Here is a 14683-nt window from a genome sequence, read left to right on the forward strand (position 1 = left end):
TCCCTGTAGGAGCTGCCGCAGGCTGCGATCTTTTGCTTTCAAGGCTCAATAATCATCCCCGCGTGCGGTGATGTCCTTCTCGACCATCGGCGCATCCGGATCCTGTCCCTCGGGGAATTTCCCCTTCAGATTCCATGCAAACGCGATGATCTCGGCAATCGTGCGGTACAGCTCTTCGGGGATGCTGTCGCCCAGCTGCATTCGCGCCAACAGGCGCACCAGCTCGGCGTTTTCATAGATCGGCACTTCACAGTCGCGGGCAATGCGCAGGATTTCTTCGGCCAGTTCTTCGTCGCCCTTGGCGGTGAGGGTCGGGGCGTGGTTGCCGTCGTATTTGAGGGCGATGGCCTGACGTGGAGCAGTGGAATCGTTCATGCGGTTTCGTCGACCCAGCGGTGTTCGAGACGGGTTTGATTGCCTTGCGGCGGGGTGCCGAGGTGGCAGTCGAGATCACCGACGTTCAGCCCGCGATCAAGCAGACGCTGGCGCAGCGCGAACAGGTTGGTTTCGATCAGGTCGGCGGTGTATGGGCGTTCGGCCCAGAGCTGACTCGACAGGCTGCCGGCAATCAGCTGCGCCTGAATCTGCATCGGCCCCAACGGCTCCATGTCGAACGCCAGATCGACGCGCCACAGTTGTTGTCTGGGTTCGCGCTCGTCGCGGCGTTCGTTGGGTTGCGGTTCTCTTTCCGGCGCTTCTTCGCGCTGGAACTTGACCTGCAACGGCACGATGTCCTGCAGGTTGCGCATGGGGATTTCCAGCTGCCAGGTGCTGAGCAGGCGGCCGTCATCGGTGACCCCGGTCTGTTCCAGACTCGACAACTGATGGCTTTGCAGGCGCGACACGGCGGCGGCGGCGAGGCGCAGCAGATGTTCCAGATCGCCTTCGCCGTCCAGGCTTTGCAGCAGGCGGTCGGGCAGCGGGAAACTGCTCGGCACGGGTTTGGCGCTGACCTGACCCAGGGTGCCGAGGGCGTTGCGCACGAAACTCGGTAGCGCTTGCGCCAAGGTGTTGGCGGCGATGATCGCGTTGAAACTGGCATTGCCTGGCACACCCGGCGACAGTTGCGCGATCAGCTTGAGCAGATCGGCTTTCATGTCCGGGGCCAGCGCCGGATTCTGTCCGCTGAGCAATTTGGCTTCGAGGAAGGCGCCACTGTTGGCCAGGGCCAGGGCCACGCCTTTGGCGCTGCTCATCTGCTGTACATCGGGCAGATTGGCAAGCAGACGCACGACGGCAGCGCGCAGATCCTGCGAGGTCTGATCGTCGTCGGCCGGCAAGTTCTGCAAGGCGTTGAGCAAACCGTCCAGCGAGCCTTGGCGACTCTGCTGGCCGAGCAGTTGCTGGCTCACCGCCAATTGCTCCTGACGGCTGCTCAGCGGCACGAACTTGAGGGTTTGCGAATCCTCGACCAGTGCCGAGAGCAGGGTGCCGATGCGCAGCGGCGTCGGGCTGTCGATGTCCAGCGTGGCGCCACGTTGCGCGGTGTTGAGCAGACTGACCAGCGAGCGGTACACCGTCGGCTGCCCCGGCACTTGCGGCAGTGTCTGCGAGGTCAGCACCTTGCCTTGCAGCAGTGTGCCGACCGGCAACTGCGCGGTATCGATGCGGGTGAGGGCGGCGACGCTGCTGGCAATCGCCTGTTGCACGGTGATCGCCAGATTGCCCGCCGATGGCTGAGTAACCGCCAGGTTGGTGCCGGTCGGCAACGGCAGGTTGCTGCTGGCTTGCACGGTGGTCTGGCGGCCGCCGTCGACGGTCACCTTGAGCAGCAGTTGGAAAGTCTGATCCGCCTGCTTGAGTGACAACACCTCGGCCTGAGCGCTTTGCCCGGCACCGATCAAGCCTTCGACCGGGGTCAGCAGCTTGAGCAACTCACCGCTCATCACCAGCGGGCGCGTGTTCGCCGGGGTGGTGGGCGGAAGCGGGAGGATGTTCATTTCGCCTGTCATACGCGGACACAACCTGAGGAAATTGCGCTCTTGGGAGTAAGGCACGCCATGTATAATGCCGCGCGTCTTGCGCTTCGTTCAGAAAACATAGCAATTGTTTGATCCAGCTCTCTGGTTCGCACCGTCATTGCATTTATCCTGCATCTCTTTAACGGCCGCGCCAGAGCCGACTTGAACCGTATAAGGCCCGTGATCCCTTGACCAGTCCTGTCCTGCAAACCGTTGCCCTTGCCTGCGAGCGAGACCTGCGGCTGCTCTTCGAAAATCTCGAATTAAGACTGGCCAGTGGCGATATGGTGCAGATCAGCGGCCCCAACGGCAGCGGCAAGACCAGCCTGCTGCGCCTGTTGTCCGGGCTGATGCAGCCGACCAGCGGTCAGGTGCTGCTCAACGGTCAGCCTTTGACCGCACAACCGAGCGAACTGGCGCGCAACCTGTTGTGGATCGGTCACGCCGCCGGGATCAAGGACCTGCTGACCCCGGAAGAGAACCTGTCCTGGCTCTGCGCCCTGCATCGACCCGCCGCGCGCGAGGCGATCTGGCAAGCATTGGCTGCCGTAGGATTGCGCGGTTTCGAAGATGTTCCCTGCCACACCCTGTCCGCCGGTCAGCAACGCCGCGTGGCACTGGCGCGGCTGTATCTGGACAGCCCGCCGCTGTGGATTCTCGACGAGCCGTTCACTGCGCTCGACAAACAGGGCGTGGCGCAACTTGAAGAGCACCTGGCCGGGCACTGTGAACGCGGCGGTCTGGTGGTGCTGACCACGCACCACACGCTGAGCCGGATGCCGGCCGGTTATCTCGATATCGATCTGGGGAACTGGGCAGTATGAGTGTGTTCGGCCTGCTGGTTGCCCGTGAGTCCCGCCTGCTGTTTCGCCGCCCGGCAGAACTGGCCAATCCGCTGATTTTCTTCGCCATCGTCATCGCATTGTTCCCGCTGGCCGTCGGCCCGGAAACTCAAGTCTTGCAAAACCTGTCCCCGGGGTTAGTCTGGGTGGCCGCGCTGTTGTCGGTCCTGCTGTCGCTGGACGGATTGTTTCGCAGTGATTTCGAAGATGGCTCCCTGGAACAGTGGGTCCTTTCGCCGCACCCGCTGCCCCTACTGGTGCTGGCCAAGGTGCTGGCACACTGGCTGTTCTCGGGACTGGCACTGGTTCTGCTCTCGCCGTTGCTGGCGTTGATGCTCGGTTTGCCGGTCGCCTGCCTGCCGGTGTTGCTGTTGTCGTTACTGCTGGGTACCCCGGTGCTGAGCTTGCTCGGTGCGGTGGGTGCGGCGCTGACGGTCGGTCTGAAACGCGGCGGCCTGTTGCTGGCGTTGCTGATTCTGCCGTTGTACATCCCGGTGTTGATCCTTGGCAGTGGCGCCTTGCAGGCCGCGTTGCAAGGCATGCCGGCGACCGGGTATCTGCTGTGGCTGGGTAGCCTGACTGCCCTGGCGATCACCCTGACACCTTTTGCAATAGCGGCTGGCCTGAAGATCAGCGTCGGCGAATAATGAGGTCTGGTTAAAAATTAACCAGCAAAGACCCTGAGACCGCTCACATCGATGAGCGGCACCGTGATGGAAACAGTATGAACTGGACCTGGTTTCACAAGCTCGGCTCGCCCAAGTGGTTCTACGGCATCAGCAGCAAGTTCCTGCCGTGGTTGAGCATCGCAGCGTTGCTGCTGATCAGCATTGGCGTGGTCTGGGGCCTGGCCTTCGCGCCGCCGGACTATCAGCAGGGCAACAGCTTTCGCATCATCTATATTCACGTGCCGGCGGCGATGCTCGCGCAGTCGATCTACGTGATGCTGGCGGTGTGCGGCGTGGTCGGCCTGGTGTGGAAGATGAAACTGGCCGACGTCGCCCTGCAATGCGCCGCGCCGATCGGCGCGTGGATGACCGCCGTGGCGCTGGTCACCGGGGCGATCTGGGGCAAGCCGACCTGGGGCTCGTGGTGGGTCTGGGATGCGCGGCTGACGTCGATGCTGATTCTGCTGTTCCTGTATTTCGGGGTGATTGCGCTGGGCAACGCGATCAGCAATCGCGACAGCGCCGCCAAGGCCTGCGCGGTGCTGGCGATTGTCGGAGTGATCAACATTCCGATCATCAAGTACTCGGTGGAGTGGTGGAACACCCTGCACCAGGGCGCGACCTTCACCCTTACGGAAAAACCGGCGATGCCCGCTGAAATGTGGCTGCCGCTGTTGCTGACGGTGCTGGGGTTCTACTGCTTCTTCGGTGCCGTGCTGTTGCTGCGCATGCGCCTTGAAGTGCTCAAGCGCGAAGCGCGCGCCAGTTGGGTCAAAGAAGAAGTGCAGAACAGCCTGGAGGCCGTGCGATGAGTTTCGCTTCATTTGGCGACTTCCTCGCCATGGGCCACCACGGCCTGTATGTCTGGTCGGCCTACGGCATCTGTCTGGCAGTACTGATCCTCAACGTGGTCGCACCGATTGCGGCCCGCAAGCGCTATCTGCAACAAGAGGCGCGTCGTCTGCGCCGGGAGAACGGCAAGTGAATCCGCTGCGCAAAAAACGTCTGACCCTCATTCTGGCGATTCTGGTCGGGGTCGGCGCTGCCGTCGGCCTGGCCCTCAGCGCCCTGCAGGAAAACATCAACCTGTTTTACACGCCGACCCAGATTGCCAACGGCGAAGCGCCGCACGACACGCGCATCCGCGCTGGCGGCATGGTCGAGAAGGGCTCGCTGCAACGTTCGCCGGACTCGCTGGACGTCAAATTCGTCGTCACCGACTTCAACAAAGCCGTGACCATCACCTACCGCGGGATCCTCCCGGATCTGTTCCGCGAAGGGCAGGGCATCGTCGCCCTGGGCAAACTCAACGCCGACGGCGTGGTGGTGGCCGATGAAGTGCTGGCCAAGCACGACGAGAAGTACATGCCGCCGGAAGTGACCAAAGCGCTGAAAGACAGTGGTCAATCGGCACCGACCCCAGCGAAGGAGGGTTGATTGATGACGTCTGCACTGTTTATTCCCGAGCTCGGCCATCTGGCGATGATTCTGGCGCTGTGTTTCGCGCTGGTGCAGGCCGTGGTGCCGCTGTTCGGTGCGTGGCGCGGCGATCGTATGTGGATGGGCCTGGCCCAGCCGGCGGCGTGGGGCCAGTTTGCGTTCTTGCTGTTTGCCTTCGGTTGCCTGACCTACGCGTTCATGACCGACGATTTTTCGGTCGGTTACGTGGCGATGAACTCCAACAGCGCCTTGCCGTGGTACTACAAGTTCAGCGCGGTATGGGGCGCCCACGAAGGGTCGCTGCTGCTGTGGGCATTGATCCTCGGTGGCTGGACCTTCGCCGTGTCGGTGTTCTCCCGGCAGCTGCCGCAAGTCATGCTCGCTCGCGTACTGGCGGTGATGGGCATGATCAGCACCGGTTTCCTGCTGTTTCTGATCCTCACCTCCAACCCGTTTTCGCGGATCCTGCCGCAGATTCCGGCCGACGGTCGTGACCTCAATCCGCTGCTGCAGGACATCGGACTGATCGTGCATCCGCCGATGCTCTATATGGGGTATGTGGGTTTCTCGGTAGCGTTTGCCTTCGCCATCGCCGCACTGCTCGGTGGTCGTCTCGACGCCGCGTGGGCACGCTGGTCGCGGCCGTGGACGATTGTCGCCTGGGCGTTCCTCGGCATCGGCATCACCCTCGGTTCGTGGTGGGCCTACTACGAACTCGGCTGGGGCGGCTGGTGGTTCTGGGACCCGGTGGAAAACGCCTCGTTCATGCCCTGGCTGGTCGGCACCGCGTTGATCCACTCGCTGGCCGTCACGGAAAAACGTGGGGTGTTCAAGAGCTGGACGGTGTTGCTGGCGATTGCCGCATTTTCGTTGAGCCTGCTCGGTACCTTCCTCGTGCGCTCCGGCGTGCTGACTTCGGTGCACGCGTTTGCTTCCGACCCTGAGCGCGGCGTGTTCATCCTGATCTTCCTGCTGTTCGTGGTCGGTGGTTCGCTGACGTTGTTTGCGTTGCGCGCGCCAGTGGTCAAGAGCCAGGTCGGCTTCAACCTGTGGTCGCGGGAAACCCTGCTGCTGGGCAACAACCTGGTGCTGGTGGTGGCGGCGTCGATGATTCTGCTCGGCACCCTGTATCCGCTGATTCTCGATGCGATCAGCGGCGCCAAGCTCTCGGTCGGCCCGCCGTACTTCAACGCGTTGTTCATTCCGTTGATGGCGTTGCTGATGCTGGTGATGGCGGTCGGCGTGATCGTGCGCTGGAAAGACACGCCGGTGAAGTGGCTGGCGAACATGCTGACCCCGGTGCTGCTGGGCAGCGTCGCGTTGGCGGTGGTGGCCGGTGTCGCTTACGGCGATTTCAACTGGGCGGTGATCGCGACGTTCCTGCTTGCTGCGTGGGTGCTGCTCGCCGGTGTGCGCGACATCTTCGACAAGACTCGCCACAAGGGCCTGATCAAAGGCCTGCCAACCTTGACCCGCAGCTACTGGGGCATGCAGATCGCGCACCTGGGCATCGCCGTGTGCGCCCTCGGTGTAGTGCTGTCGAGCCAGAACAGTGCCGAACGCGACCTGCGTCTGGCGCCGGGCGAGTCGATGGACCTGGCCGGTTATCACTTCATCTTCGAAGGCGCCAAGCACTTCGAGGGGCCGAACTTCACCTCCGACAAGGGCACCATCCGGGTGATCCGCGACGGCAAGGAAGTCAGCGTGTTGCACCCGGAAAAACGCCTGTACACCGTGCAGAGTTCGATGATGACCGAGGCCGGGATCGACGCCGGTTTCACTCGCGATCTCTATGTCGCCCTAGGCGAGCCGCTGGAAAACGGCGCGTGGGCGGTGCGGGTTCACGTCAAACCGTTCGTGCGCTGGATCTGGTTTGGTGGTCTGCTGACCGGTCTGGGCGGATTGCTGGCGGCGCTGGATCGGCGTTATCGAGTCAAGGTCAAAGCCCGGGTGCGTGAAGCCCTCGGCCTGCAAGGAGCGGCTGCATGAGACGTTGGTTGATGCTGGTACCCCTGGCGATTTTCCTGCTGGTGGCGGTGTTTCTTTATCGCGGTCTGTACCTCGATCCGGCGGAACTGCCGTCGGCGATGATCAACAAGCCCTTCCCGGAATTCAGCCTGCCGAATGTGCAGGGCGACAAGACCCTGACCAAGGCCGACATCCTCGGCAAACCGGCACTGGTCAACGTCTGGGGCACCTGGTGCATTTCCTGCCGGGTCGAGCACCCGGTGCTGAATAAACTGGCCGAGCGCGGCGTGGTGATCTACGGCATCAACTACAAGGACACCAACGCCGATGCGTTGAAGTGGCTGGCCGAATTCCACAACCCGTACCTGCTGGACATCCGTGACGATGAAGGTTCGCTGGGCCTCAACCTCGGCGTGTACGGCGCGCCGGAAACCTTCTTTATCGACGCCAAGGGCATCATCCGCGACAAGTACGTCGGGGTGATCGACGAACAGGTCTGGCGCGAAAAACTCGCAGCCAAGTATCAGGCGCTGGTCGATGAGGCCAAGCCATGAAGCGCTTTATCGCTGCCGTGGTCTTGGGCCTGAGTCTGGCCGGTATGGCGCATGCCGCGATCGACACCTACGAGTTCGCCAAGGAAGGCGATCGCGAGCGTTTCCGCGAGTTGACCAAGGAACTGCGCTGTCCCAAGTGCCAGAACCAGGACATCGCCGACTCCAACGCACCGATTGCCGCTGACCTGCGTAAAGAGATTTTCCGCATGCTCGGCGAGGGCAAGGACAATCAGCAGATCATCGATTTCATGGTTGATCGCTACGGTGATTTCGTCCGCTACAAACCGGCGCTCAACGCCAAGACTGCGCTGCTGTGGTTCGGCCCGGCCGGGCTGCTGCTTGGCGGTCTGGTAGTGATTGTGCTGATCGTGCGCCGTCGTCGCGGTCAGCGCGCCGAAACCCCGTCATCGCTGTCCACCGAAGAACGTCAGCGCCTCGACCAACTGTTGGATAAAAACCAAGAATGATTGATTTCTGGCTTGCCGCAGGGCTGTTGCTTCTGGTCGCCCTGAGTTTTCTGCTGATTCCGGTTTTGCGTGGCCGTCGCGCCCAGCGTGAAGAGGATCGGACTGCTCTGAACGTCGCGCTGTATCAGGAACGCGTCGCCGAACTGCAAGCGCAGCAGGCCGAAGGCGTGCTCGATGCGGCGCAAATGGACAGCGGTCGTGCGGAAGCGGCGCGTGAACTGCTCGCCGATACCGAGGGCGTTGCCGCACCGCGTGTGTCGAAACTGGGCAAGCCGTTGCCGTTGTTGGCAGCGGTGCTGGTGCCGGTGTTGGGCCTGGGGCTGTACCTGCATTTCGGTGCTGCGGACAAGGTCGAGCTGACCCGCGAGTTCGCCCAGGCGCCGCAGTCGATGGAAGAGATGACCCGGCGTCTGGAACGAGCCGTCGCCGCGCAACCGGATTCGGCGGAAGGTCTGTACTTCCTCGGTCGCACCTACATGGCCCAGGATCGCCCGGCGGACGCGGCGAAGATGTTCGAACGCGCGGCCAACCTTGCCGGTCGCCAGCCGGAGCTGCTCGGGCAGTGGGCACAGGCGCAGTATTTTGCCGACGGTAAAAAATGGTCGGACAAGCTCCAGGCCCTGACCGACGAAGCGCTGAAAGCCGACCCGAAAGAAGTCACCAGCCTCGGCCTGCTCGGCATCGCCGCGTTTGAAGGCGAGCGTTATCAGCAGGCCATCGACTATTGGAATCGCCTGCTGGCGCAATTGCCAGAGGACGACAAGTCCCGCGAAGCCCTGCAGGGCGGCATCAACCGCGCCACTGAACGGCTTGAAGCCAGCGGCGGCAAGGTCGCCGCCGCACCGGCCGCCAAGGTTGCCGCGCTGCTCAAGGTGCGCGTCGATCTGGCCAGCGAACTCAAAGGCAAGGTGCAACCGGGCGACAGCGTGTTCATCTTCGCCCGTGCCGTTTCCGGCCCGCCGGCACCGTTGGCGGCCAAGCGCCTGACCGTGGCGGACCTGCCGGTGACCGTCGAACTGGGCGATGCCGACGCGATGATGCCGCAGTTGAAACTGTCGAACTTTCCTGAAGTCCAACTGGTTGCGCGCATCTCCCGCGCCGGTCAACCGACCGCCGGGGAGTGGGTGGGTCGCAGCGGCCCGCTGGCCAGCAGCACCACCGCGCCGCAAACACTGACCATTGACAGCCCGGACCAATAACCCCGGAACCCACAGGAAAGCACCGCCATGCACAGCCTCGCCCGCATCACCGTCATTACATTGGCCTTGAGCATGAGCGCATGTGCGGTGCACCGACCGGAACCGACCACCAACCTGCCACCCATCCCGCCGTCACAACCGAGCCCGACCCCGTCGACCTCGCCGACACCAGGCAAGAGCATCCCGGCTAAACCGTCCAAGCCAGTCCCGCGCACCTCAGCCAGTTTCGCCCCGCCACCGGGCGGCAACAGCCACTGGGACCAGAAACTCGGCGTCTACGTCCTCGACAACCAGCCCAACACCTTCTACCGCCAGCGCACCTACTTCCGCTGGAACAACGGCTGGACCCGCTCGATCAGCCCCAACGGCCCGTGGGAAGACACCGACATCCACGGCGTGCCGCCGGGGTTGGGCAAACAGTTCGGGCAGTGATGAGCACGCGGCGATCTTTGGATCGCCGTTTGTTTGTCTGGTGTTCCAAAACGAGTATTCAGAGCATCGCACGGTAGGCGCTAAGCGCCCGAACTGACTCAACCAATCCCTGGCGCCGCAAAAGGTCAAGGAACGGCTCGATCTCCATTGGCGGAAATTTCAGTTGTTGGCGCTGTCGTTGCGCCGCAGCGATAACAGCTGCCGGATTAAGGTGAAACAGGTTCTCGACAAACTCATCTGGGTGTTGGGCCTCGACGCCATAGGGGGCGAGGCAGGTATCGGGAAAATCTTTCAGGTTGAATGTCACGATCACCCCAGCGCCGCAGCGTATGGCTGCAGCCAATACATGGCGGTCGTTGGGATCGGGCAGGGAAAGCCCGGTGATCAGCGCTTCATAGTCACAGACACAGGCATCGGGTATCGCACGATCCATAAGCTCGGACGTGCGATCCAGTTGCTCCATCGTCAGATCGGTTCGCTTCTTCAATAAATTGCGTTTCCATTCGCCGTGAATCTCCTGGGTCCATCGGGCTCGAAATCGCCCCGAAAGCGCGAGCCACATCAGCAAGTCTCTAAGCGGGGCGGGGTACAAAACACATGCATCGTATACAGCGGTGAAAGGGGAATGCCTCACTCGTATCCTGTCCTTAAAGCCTGTGCCTGCTCCGCGAGAAGCGCCATTGCCTGCTCGCTGGCGGTATCGCGCCGGGTTTTATAGTCCATCAAATCGGCGAAACGCACACGTCGGTGCTTGCCGGTTTTGTGGTAGGACAACTCGCCGCTTTCCAGCAGTTTTATCAGGTGCGGGCGTGAGACATTGAGCAGGTCGGCGGCCTCCTGAGTGGTCAGTTCGGCATGCACCGGTACGACTTTGACGGCGTTTCCTTCAGCCAGCTCCGCCAGAATATCCATCAGTAGCCGCAGTGCCGACGTCGGAAGCTCGACCTGATGCGCCTGGTTCTGTTCGTCAAAAATCTGGATGTGCTGTGTTTCGAATTGGGTCGCCAGATAGGCGGCGAGCGCGCGTTTGCCTTCGATGGCGGCTTGGACTTCGCGCTCCACCGGGAGGTTGAGAGAGGGGTGGAGGACAATCGACATAATGAATTCCAGCATTCTGAATAAGATGCTGGAACGTTATTCGAATTAAACGAAAAACGCAATAAACGAAACGGGCGCTGGTTCAGTTCAGGTGTGTCAGCAAGTTTTCCATGTACTCCACAAACGCCCGCGCCTTCGCACTGACCATCCGACCCGTGGGGAACACCGCCCATAAATCCTGATCCGGCAAACGCCAATCATCCATCACCGCCCTGACCGCGCCGCTTGCCAGCTCCGGGGCGAACATCCATTGCGAGGCGATGGTCAGGCCCTGATCGGCCAGCACGGCTGCGCGCAAACCCTCGGCGGCGCTGACCCGCAGGCGGCCGGTCAAGGTTTGTGTCTGCTGTTCGCGGCCTTTGGTGAAGGTCCAGGTGGCGCCGCCGCTGAGGTTGTAGACAATGCCTTGATGCTGATTCAGATCGGTCGGGCAGCACGGCTCACCGTGGCGGGCGAAGTAGGCCGGGCTGCCGAGCACCACGCGGCGGCAGTCGGCGATTTTGCGCGCGGTGAGGCTGGAGTCACTGAGCGGCCCCATGCGCAGGGCGACGTCGATGCCTTCTTCGACCAGATTGATGTTGCGGTCATCGAGCATCAGGTCGATGTTCAGGTGCGGATGCTGAGCGAGAAACGCCCCCAGTTGCGGCACCACATGCAGGCGTCCGAAAGTCACCGCCGCGCTGATCCGCAGGTTGCCGCGCAAACCGCCGGCGCTGCCACGGGCGGCGTTATCGGCTTCGTTGGCTTCATCGATGGGCGCGTCTGGCTCGCTCAAAAAACGCCAGGCCGGCTTCGGTTGGCGTCAGGCCACGGGTCGAGCGCAGCAACAGGCTGACCGCCAGGCGCTTTTCCAGCTGAGCGATGGTTTTCGACACGGCGGGCTGGCCGATATTCAAGCGTCGCGCGGCGGCGGAAAACGAGCCGGTTTCGACGACGCAGACGAAGGTTTCCATGGCGGCGAGGCGGTCCATCTCAGGTCCTTGTGCAATCTTCAAGCATTCAGAGGAGCCCTGTGGGAGCGAGCTTGCTCGCGAAGGCGTCGGATCAGCCAGCACATTTGTTGAATATCAGACCGCTTTCGCGAGCAGGCTCGCTCCCACAGGGGAACAGGGTGTTGGCCAGGATGTAGTTTTGCGAGTCGCTGAGTTTAATCCGTGGACAAGACTGTGCCATCGATCACATGCGGTAAAACAACCGAACGTCGTTCTGCAGATTCATGTGCTTGAGTAAAGATAACTCTAGAGTTACTTTTATTCGGCCGGAGCAAGGAGGCGGTAGGTGCAAAGCAGGCTATTGATCAAGGAGCTGGAGGAGGCAGGCTGGACGCTGGATCGAGTCACCGGCAGTCATCACATCTTCAGGCATCGTTACAACCCGTACACCATTCCCGTTCCCCACCCGAAAAAGGATTTGCCGCTGGGGACGGTCAAAAGCATCAGGAGGCGTGCCGGGTTGCACCACCCGCCAGCCAGCTGCAAGGGAGATCCATAATGCAATATCCGATCTGCATCGAATGGGGTGACGACGACACCGCCATCGGTATTCAGATACCCGACATTCCCGGCGCCGTCACGGCTGGGGATACCTTCGAGGACGCTTACAACGCAGCCGTTGAAGTCGCCCATCTCATGCTGCAGGAGATGGCGGCAGACGGCGAATCGATTCCCATGCCGACGTCGGCAGCGACCCATCGCAATAACCCGGAGTTTGCCGACATGGGCTGGGGCATGCTTGAGCTGGATATCTCGCCGTACATGGGCAAGACAGAGAAGGTCAACGTGACGTTGCCAGGCTATGTGATCCAGCGCATTGATCGCTATGTGCGTGAACACAATGTCAAAAGCCGTTCTTCGTTTCTGGCGGATGCGGCGATGGAGAAACTGGTTCGGTATTGAGCGTCATCGCTCCCATGGGGCCGGTGAACAACCTGTGGGAGCGAACCTGCTTGCGATGCTTTTGACGTCTTAAGCGGTTGCCAATGAACCACGTTGCGAAGCACTCAAAAACCGCACCAGCGCCAGCAGCGGGAAGGCGCTGCCGACAATCACGATCCACAACCAGCCGCCATGCTCATACACCGCACTGGCGACCGACGAGCCGAAGGCGCCGCCGATGAAGATGCTGGTCATGTACAGCGCATTCAGGCGACCACGGCTTTTGGCGTCCAGCGAATAGACCGCACGTTGGCCGAGGACCATGTTCATCTGCACGCAGAAATCCAGGACCACGCCGGTCACGGCCAGGCCGATGACGCTGTAGGCCGGGTGGATGAAGGCGGGCAGGAAGCTCAGGCTGGCGAACAGCATGGCCAGCAGCGAGGCGATGCGGGTGTGGCCGGCGTCCGCCAGGCGTCCGCTGATCGGCGCGGCGATGGCACCGATGGCGCCGACCAGGGCGAAGATCGCGATCTCGCTCTGCGACAGGCCATGGTTACGCGCCAGCTCCAACGGCACGGCGGTCCAGAACAGGCTGAAGGTGGCGAACATGCAACCCTGATAAAACGCGCGCTGACGCAGCACCGGTTGCTGGCGCAGCAATGTCCACAATGAGCCGATCAGTTGGCCGTATGTGGCGCTGTGATCCGGTTGACGTTTGGGCACGGTCAGCGCCAGCACCACGCTGATCGCTGCCATCAACGCCGCAGCAATCATGAACATCGCGCGCCAGCCGAAATGGTCAGCGACGACGCTCGATACCGGTCTTGCCAGCAGGATGCCCAACAGCAAGCCACCCATGATCCCGCCGACCACCCGGCCACGGGATTCTTCCGGCGCCAGATGTGCAGCCAGCGGAATCAGGATCTGCACCGACACCGAACTGAAGCCCACCAGCAACGAGATCAGCAAGAACACATTCGGCTGACTGGTGAACGCCGCGCCGAGCAGGCTGGCAATGGCCACCACGGTGGTGATGATCATCAGTCGGCGGTTTTCCAGCAGGTCGCCCAGCGGCACCAGGAAAAACAGACCCAGCGCATAACCGATCTGTGTCAGCGAGACGATGAAGCTGGCCATGGTGTCGGAGAGGCCGATGTCCGGCGCGATCAGACCAATGATCGGTTGCGCGTAGTAGATGTTGGCGACGATGGCACCGCAGCAGAAGGCGAACAGCAGCACCATGCCTCGGGTCATTGCGTGAGTTGTAGCGTTCATAAGGTTTCTCGATCCAGCGAAAGGGAATGCGGTGAGGCTAAGGGACGCACCGACGTGGCGGTAGAAGCCTTGTATCGATAGCAGTTATTCCGTTGCGGAATGATTGGCTTCAAGCGCGGTGTCGTCCATCGGCGAACCTTGCGTCCGGCCGGAGAGCGTCGATGATACATTCACTTACATCTTCTTCGATAGCGTGCTTATGTTTACCGCTGCTGTTCAACTGTTTACCAACGGAGGATTGCCATGTTGCGTCGGCTGCTGCGTCACATCACCACGATTGTCCTGATCGGTCTGCTTGGCGCCAGCGCAGTACAGGCTGCGGATGCCCCGGGGATGCGGATCGGCGTACGCGGCGAGATCACCGGAGTCAGCGCTGACTCGTTGAAAGTCCACGTCAACAGCGGCGAGAACGTGGTGATTCAATTGACCGCTGACACCAAAGTGCGCGCCGTCACCCTGGCCAATATCGAGGACATCAAACCCGGCAGTTACATCGGCTCGGCGGCCATGCCGCAAGAGGACGGTACGCTCAAGGCGCTGGAAGTGCATGTATTCCCCCCAGAACTGGCCGGCAGCGGCGACGGCCATCGGCCGTTCGACCTGGCCAAGGGCAGCAGCATGACCAATGGCAGCGTCGGTGATCTGGTGGTGAGCAATGGCCGGGTGCTGACCGTCAACTACAAGGGCGGGCAGCAGAAGATTCTGGTGCCGGAGGACGTGCCGATCGTCAACCTGATGCCAGGGGATCGGAGTTTGCTCAAGGTCGGGGTGAAGATCGTGACGTTCGTCACGCAAGGCGCGGACGGCACGCTGACCGCGCAATCGATTTCCGCTGGCAAGGACGGCGTCACGCCGCCGATGTAACTGTAGGAGCTGCCGCAGGTGCGATCYTTTGATCTTTG

General features: G+C 61.7%; 18 protein-coding genes and 1 pseudogene. 13 read left to right on the plus strand and 6 right to left on the minus strand.

Annotation, left to right across the window (positions count from 1 at the left end; all coding sequences use genetic code 11):
• Positions 1–45: 45 nt before the first annotated feature.
• Entirely contained in the window at positions 46–375 is a 330-nt protein-coding gene (locus HT737_RS23760; RefSeq protein WP_182404128.1) for an EscU/YscU/HrcU family type III secretion system export apparatus switch protein, read from the minus strand.
• A complete protein-coding gene (locus tag HT737_RS23765) occupies positions 372–1952 on the minus strand; it encodes a flagellar hook-length control protein FliK (protein ID WP_182404129.1) in 1581 nt (526 codons plus the stop codon). The genes HT737_RS23760 and HT737_RS23765 overlap by 4 nt, the downstream gene beginning before the upstream one ends.
• Positions 1953–2149: 197 nt before the next feature.
• Between HT737_RS23765 and ccmA the strand changes: the two genes are divergently transcribed.
• The 10 genes from ccmA (at position 2150) to HT737_RS23815 (ending at position 9531) form a co-directional block, all read left to right on the plus strand.
• Complete coding sequence (gene ccmA / locus HT737_RS23770) at positions 2150–2785, plus strand: cytochrome c biogenesis heme-transporting ATPase CcmA (protein ID WP_182404130.1); 636 nt, start codon at positions 2150–2152, stop codon at positions 2783–2785.
• On the plus strand, positions 2782–3450 hold the full coding sequence (ccmB, locus tag HT737_RS23775) for a heme exporter protein CcmB (RefSeq protein WP_003222942.1): 669 nt from the start codon (positions 2782–2784) through the stop codon (positions 3448–3450). The genes ccmA and ccmB overlap by 4 nt, the downstream gene beginning before the upstream one ends.
• Positions 3451–3527: 77 nt before the next feature.
• On the plus strand, positions 3528–4283 hold the full coding sequence (locus tag HT737_RS23780) for a heme ABC transporter permease (protein ID WP_095667169.1): 756 nt from the start codon (positions 3528–3530) through the stop codon (positions 4281–4283).
• A complete protein-coding gene (gene ccmD / locus HT737_RS23785) occupies positions 4280–4456 on the plus strand; it encodes a heme exporter protein CcmD (RefSeq protein WP_003222944.1) in 177 nt (58 codons plus the stop codon). The genes HT737_RS23780 and ccmD overlap by 4 nt, the downstream gene beginning before the upstream one ends.
• Entirely contained in the window at positions 4453–4908 is a 456-nt protein-coding gene (gene ccmE, locus HT737_RS23790) for a cytochrome c maturation protein CcmE (RefSeq protein ID WP_041072935.1), read from the plus strand. Before ccmD ends, ccmE begins: the two co-directional genes overlap by 4 nt.
• 3 nt (positions 4909–4911) lie before the next feature.
• On the plus strand, positions 4912–6900 hold the full coding sequence (locus HT737_RS23795; protein ID WP_135295230.1) for a heme lyase CcmF/NrfE family subunit: 1989 nt from the start codon (positions 4912–4914) through the stop codon (positions 6898–6900).
• Positions 6897–7433 carry a DsbE family thiol:disulfide interchange protein gene (locus tag HT737_RS23800; protein ID WP_041072930.1) on the plus strand — a complete coding sequence of 179 codons (537 nt, stop codon included), beginning with the start codon at positions 6897–6899 and terminating at the stop codon, positions 7431–7433. The genes HT737_RS23795 and HT737_RS23800 overlap by 4 nt, the downstream gene beginning before the upstream one ends.
• Positions 7430–7900, plus strand: coding sequence for a cytochrome c-type biogenesis protein (locus HT737_RS23805; RefSeq protein ID WP_108182063.1), 471 nt, complete (start codon positions 7430–7432; stop codon positions 7898–7900). Before HT737_RS23800 ends, HT737_RS23805 begins: the two co-directional genes overlap by 4 nt.
• The gene (gene ccmI / locus HT737_RS23810) at positions 7897–9099 is read left to right on the plus strand and encodes a c-type cytochrome biogenesis protein CcmI (RefSeq protein WP_047292588.1); all 1203 of its coding nucleotides are present in this window, start codon (positions 7897–7899) and stop codon (positions 9097–9099) included. Before HT737_RS23805 ends, ccmI begins: the two co-directional genes overlap by 4 nt.
• A gap of 27 nt (positions 9100–9126) precedes the next feature.
• Entirely contained in the window at positions 9127–9531 is a 405-nt protein-coding gene (locus HT737_RS23815) for a hypothetical protein (protein ID WP_182404131.1), read from the plus strand.
• 58 nt (positions 9532–9589) lie between these two features.
• On the opposite strand, the gene HT737_RS23820 is transcribed toward HT737_RS23815, so the two are convergent.
• The 3 genes and pseudogenes from HT737_RS23820 to HT737_RS23830 all read right to left on the minus strand — a co-directional run bounded on the left by HT737_RS23820 (position 9590) and on the right by HT737_RS23830 (position 11600).
• A complete protein-coding gene (locus HT737_RS23820; protein WP_182404132.1) occupies positions 9590–10165 on the minus strand; it encodes a PIN domain-containing protein in 576 nt (191 codons plus the stop codon).
• On the minus strand, positions 10162–10629 hold the full coding sequence (locus HT737_RS23825; RefSeq protein ID WP_095667166.1) for a helix-turn-helix domain-containing protein: 468 nt from the start codon (positions 10627–10629) through the stop codon (positions 10162–10164). Before HT737_RS23825 ends, HT737_RS23820 begins: the two co-directional genes overlap by 4 nt.
• A gap of 82 nt (positions 10630–10711) precedes the next feature.
• Positions 10712–11600 (minus strand): annotated as a pseudogene (locus tag HT737_RS23830) (LysR family transcriptional regulator).
• Positions 11601–11907: 307 nt separating this feature from the next.
• On the opposite strand from HT737_RS23830, the gene HT737_RS23835 reads away from it, so the two are divergent.
• Together HT737_RS23835 and HT737_RS23840 are read left to right on the plus strand one after the other, a co-directional pair.
• Complete coding sequence (locus HT737_RS23835) at positions 11908–12120, plus strand: type II toxin-antitoxin system HicA family toxin (RefSeq protein WP_182404133.1); 213 nt, start codon at positions 11908–11910, stop codon at positions 12118–12120.
• On the plus strand, positions 12120–12524 hold the full coding sequence (locus HT737_RS23840; RefSeq protein ID WP_086791488.1) for a type II toxin-antitoxin system HicB family antitoxin: 405 nt from the start codon (positions 12120–12122) through the stop codon (positions 12522–12524). The genes HT737_RS23835 and HT737_RS23840 overlap by 1 nt, the downstream gene beginning before the upstream one ends.
• Before the next feature lie 69 nt (positions 12525–12593).
• Here the strand turns inward: HT737_RS23840 and HT737_RS23845 are convergent, their stop codons facing one another.
• Positions 12594–13781 carry an MFS transporter gene (locus HT737_RS23845; RefSeq protein ID WP_047292599.1) on the minus strand — a complete coding sequence of 396 codons (1188 nt, stop codon included), beginning with the start codon at positions 13779–13781 and terminating at the stop codon, positions 12594–12596.
• Positions 13782–14024: 243 nt separating this feature from the next.
• Between HT737_RS23845 and HT737_RS23850 the strand changes: the two genes are divergently transcribed.
• On the plus strand, positions 14025–14645 hold the full coding sequence (locus HT737_RS23850; RefSeq protein ID WP_182404134.1) for a DUF5666 domain-containing protein: 621 nt from the start codon (positions 14025–14027) through the stop codon (positions 14643–14645).
• The last annotated feature ends 38 nt before the right edge of the window (positions 14646–14683 follow it).

The sequence above is a fragment of the Pseudomonas sp. MD195_PC81_125 genome, from assembly GCF_014060985.1.
Taxonomy (GTDB): Bacteria; Pseudomonadota; Gammaproteobacteria; order Pseudomonadales; family Pseudomonadaceae; genus Aquipseudomonas; species Aquipseudomonas parakoreensis.

What these genes read in the sequence shown, in the direction of transcription:
- HT737_RS23765 (WP_182404129.1), bottom strand. Translation starts at nt 1,952, where the DNA reads ATGACAGGCGAAATGAACATCCTCCCGCTTCCGCCCACCACCCCGGCG.
- HT737_RS23845 (WP_047292599.1), bottom strand. Translation starts at nt 13,781, where the DNA reads ATGAACGCTACAACTCACGCAATGACCCGAGGCATGGTGCTGCTGTTC.
- HT737_RS23800 (WP_041072930.1), top strand. Translation starts at nt 6,897, where the DNA reads ATGAGACGTTGGTTGATGCTGGTACCCCTGGCGATTTTCCTGCTGGTG.
- HT737_RS23840 (WP_086791488.1), top strand. Translation starts at nt 12,120, where the DNA reads ATGCAATATCCGATCTGCATCGAATGGGGTGACGACGACACCGCCATC.
- HT737_RS23805 (WP_108182063.1), top strand. Translation starts at nt 7,430, where the DNA reads ATGAAGCGCTTTATCGCTGCCGTGGTCTTGGGCCTGAGTCTGGCCGGT.
- HT737_RS23760 (WP_182404128.1), bottom strand. Translation starts at nt 375, where the DNA reads ATGAACGATTCCACTGCTCCACGTCAGGCCATCGCCCTCAAATACGAC.
- HT737_RS23795 (WP_135295230.1), top strand. Translation starts at nt 4,912, where the DNA reads ATGACGTCTGCACTGTTTATTCCCGAGCTCGGCCATCTGGCGATGATT.
- HT737_RS23780 (WP_095667169.1), top strand. Translation starts at nt 3,528, where the DNA reads ATGAACTGGACCTGGTTTCACAAGCTCGGCTCGCCCAAGTGGTTCTAC.
- HT737_RS23850 (WP_182404134.1), top strand. Translation starts at nt 14,025, where the DNA reads ATGTTGCGTCGGCTGCTGCGTCACATCACCACGATTGTCCTGATCGGT.
- ccmI (WP_047292588.1), top strand. Translation starts at nt 7,897, where the DNA reads ATGATTGATTTCTGGCTTGCCGCAGGGCTGTTGCTTCTGGTCGCCCTG.
- HT737_RS23825 (WP_095667166.1), bottom strand. Translation starts at nt 10,629, where the DNA reads ATGTCGATTGTCCTCCACCCCTCTCTCAACCTCCCGGTGGAGCGCGAA.
- ccmB (WP_003222942.1), top strand. Translation starts at nt 2,782, where the DNA reads ATGAGTGTGTTCGGCCTGCTGGTTGCCCGTGAGTCCCGCCTGCTGTTT.
- HT737_RS23815 (WP_182404131.1), top strand. Translation starts at nt 9,127, where the DNA reads ATGCACAGCCTCGCCCGCATCACCGTCATTACATTGGCCTTGAGCATG.
- ccmD (WP_003222944.1), top strand. Translation starts at nt 4,280, where the DNA reads ATGAGTTTCGCTTCATTTGGCGACTTCCTCGCCATGGGCCACCACGGC.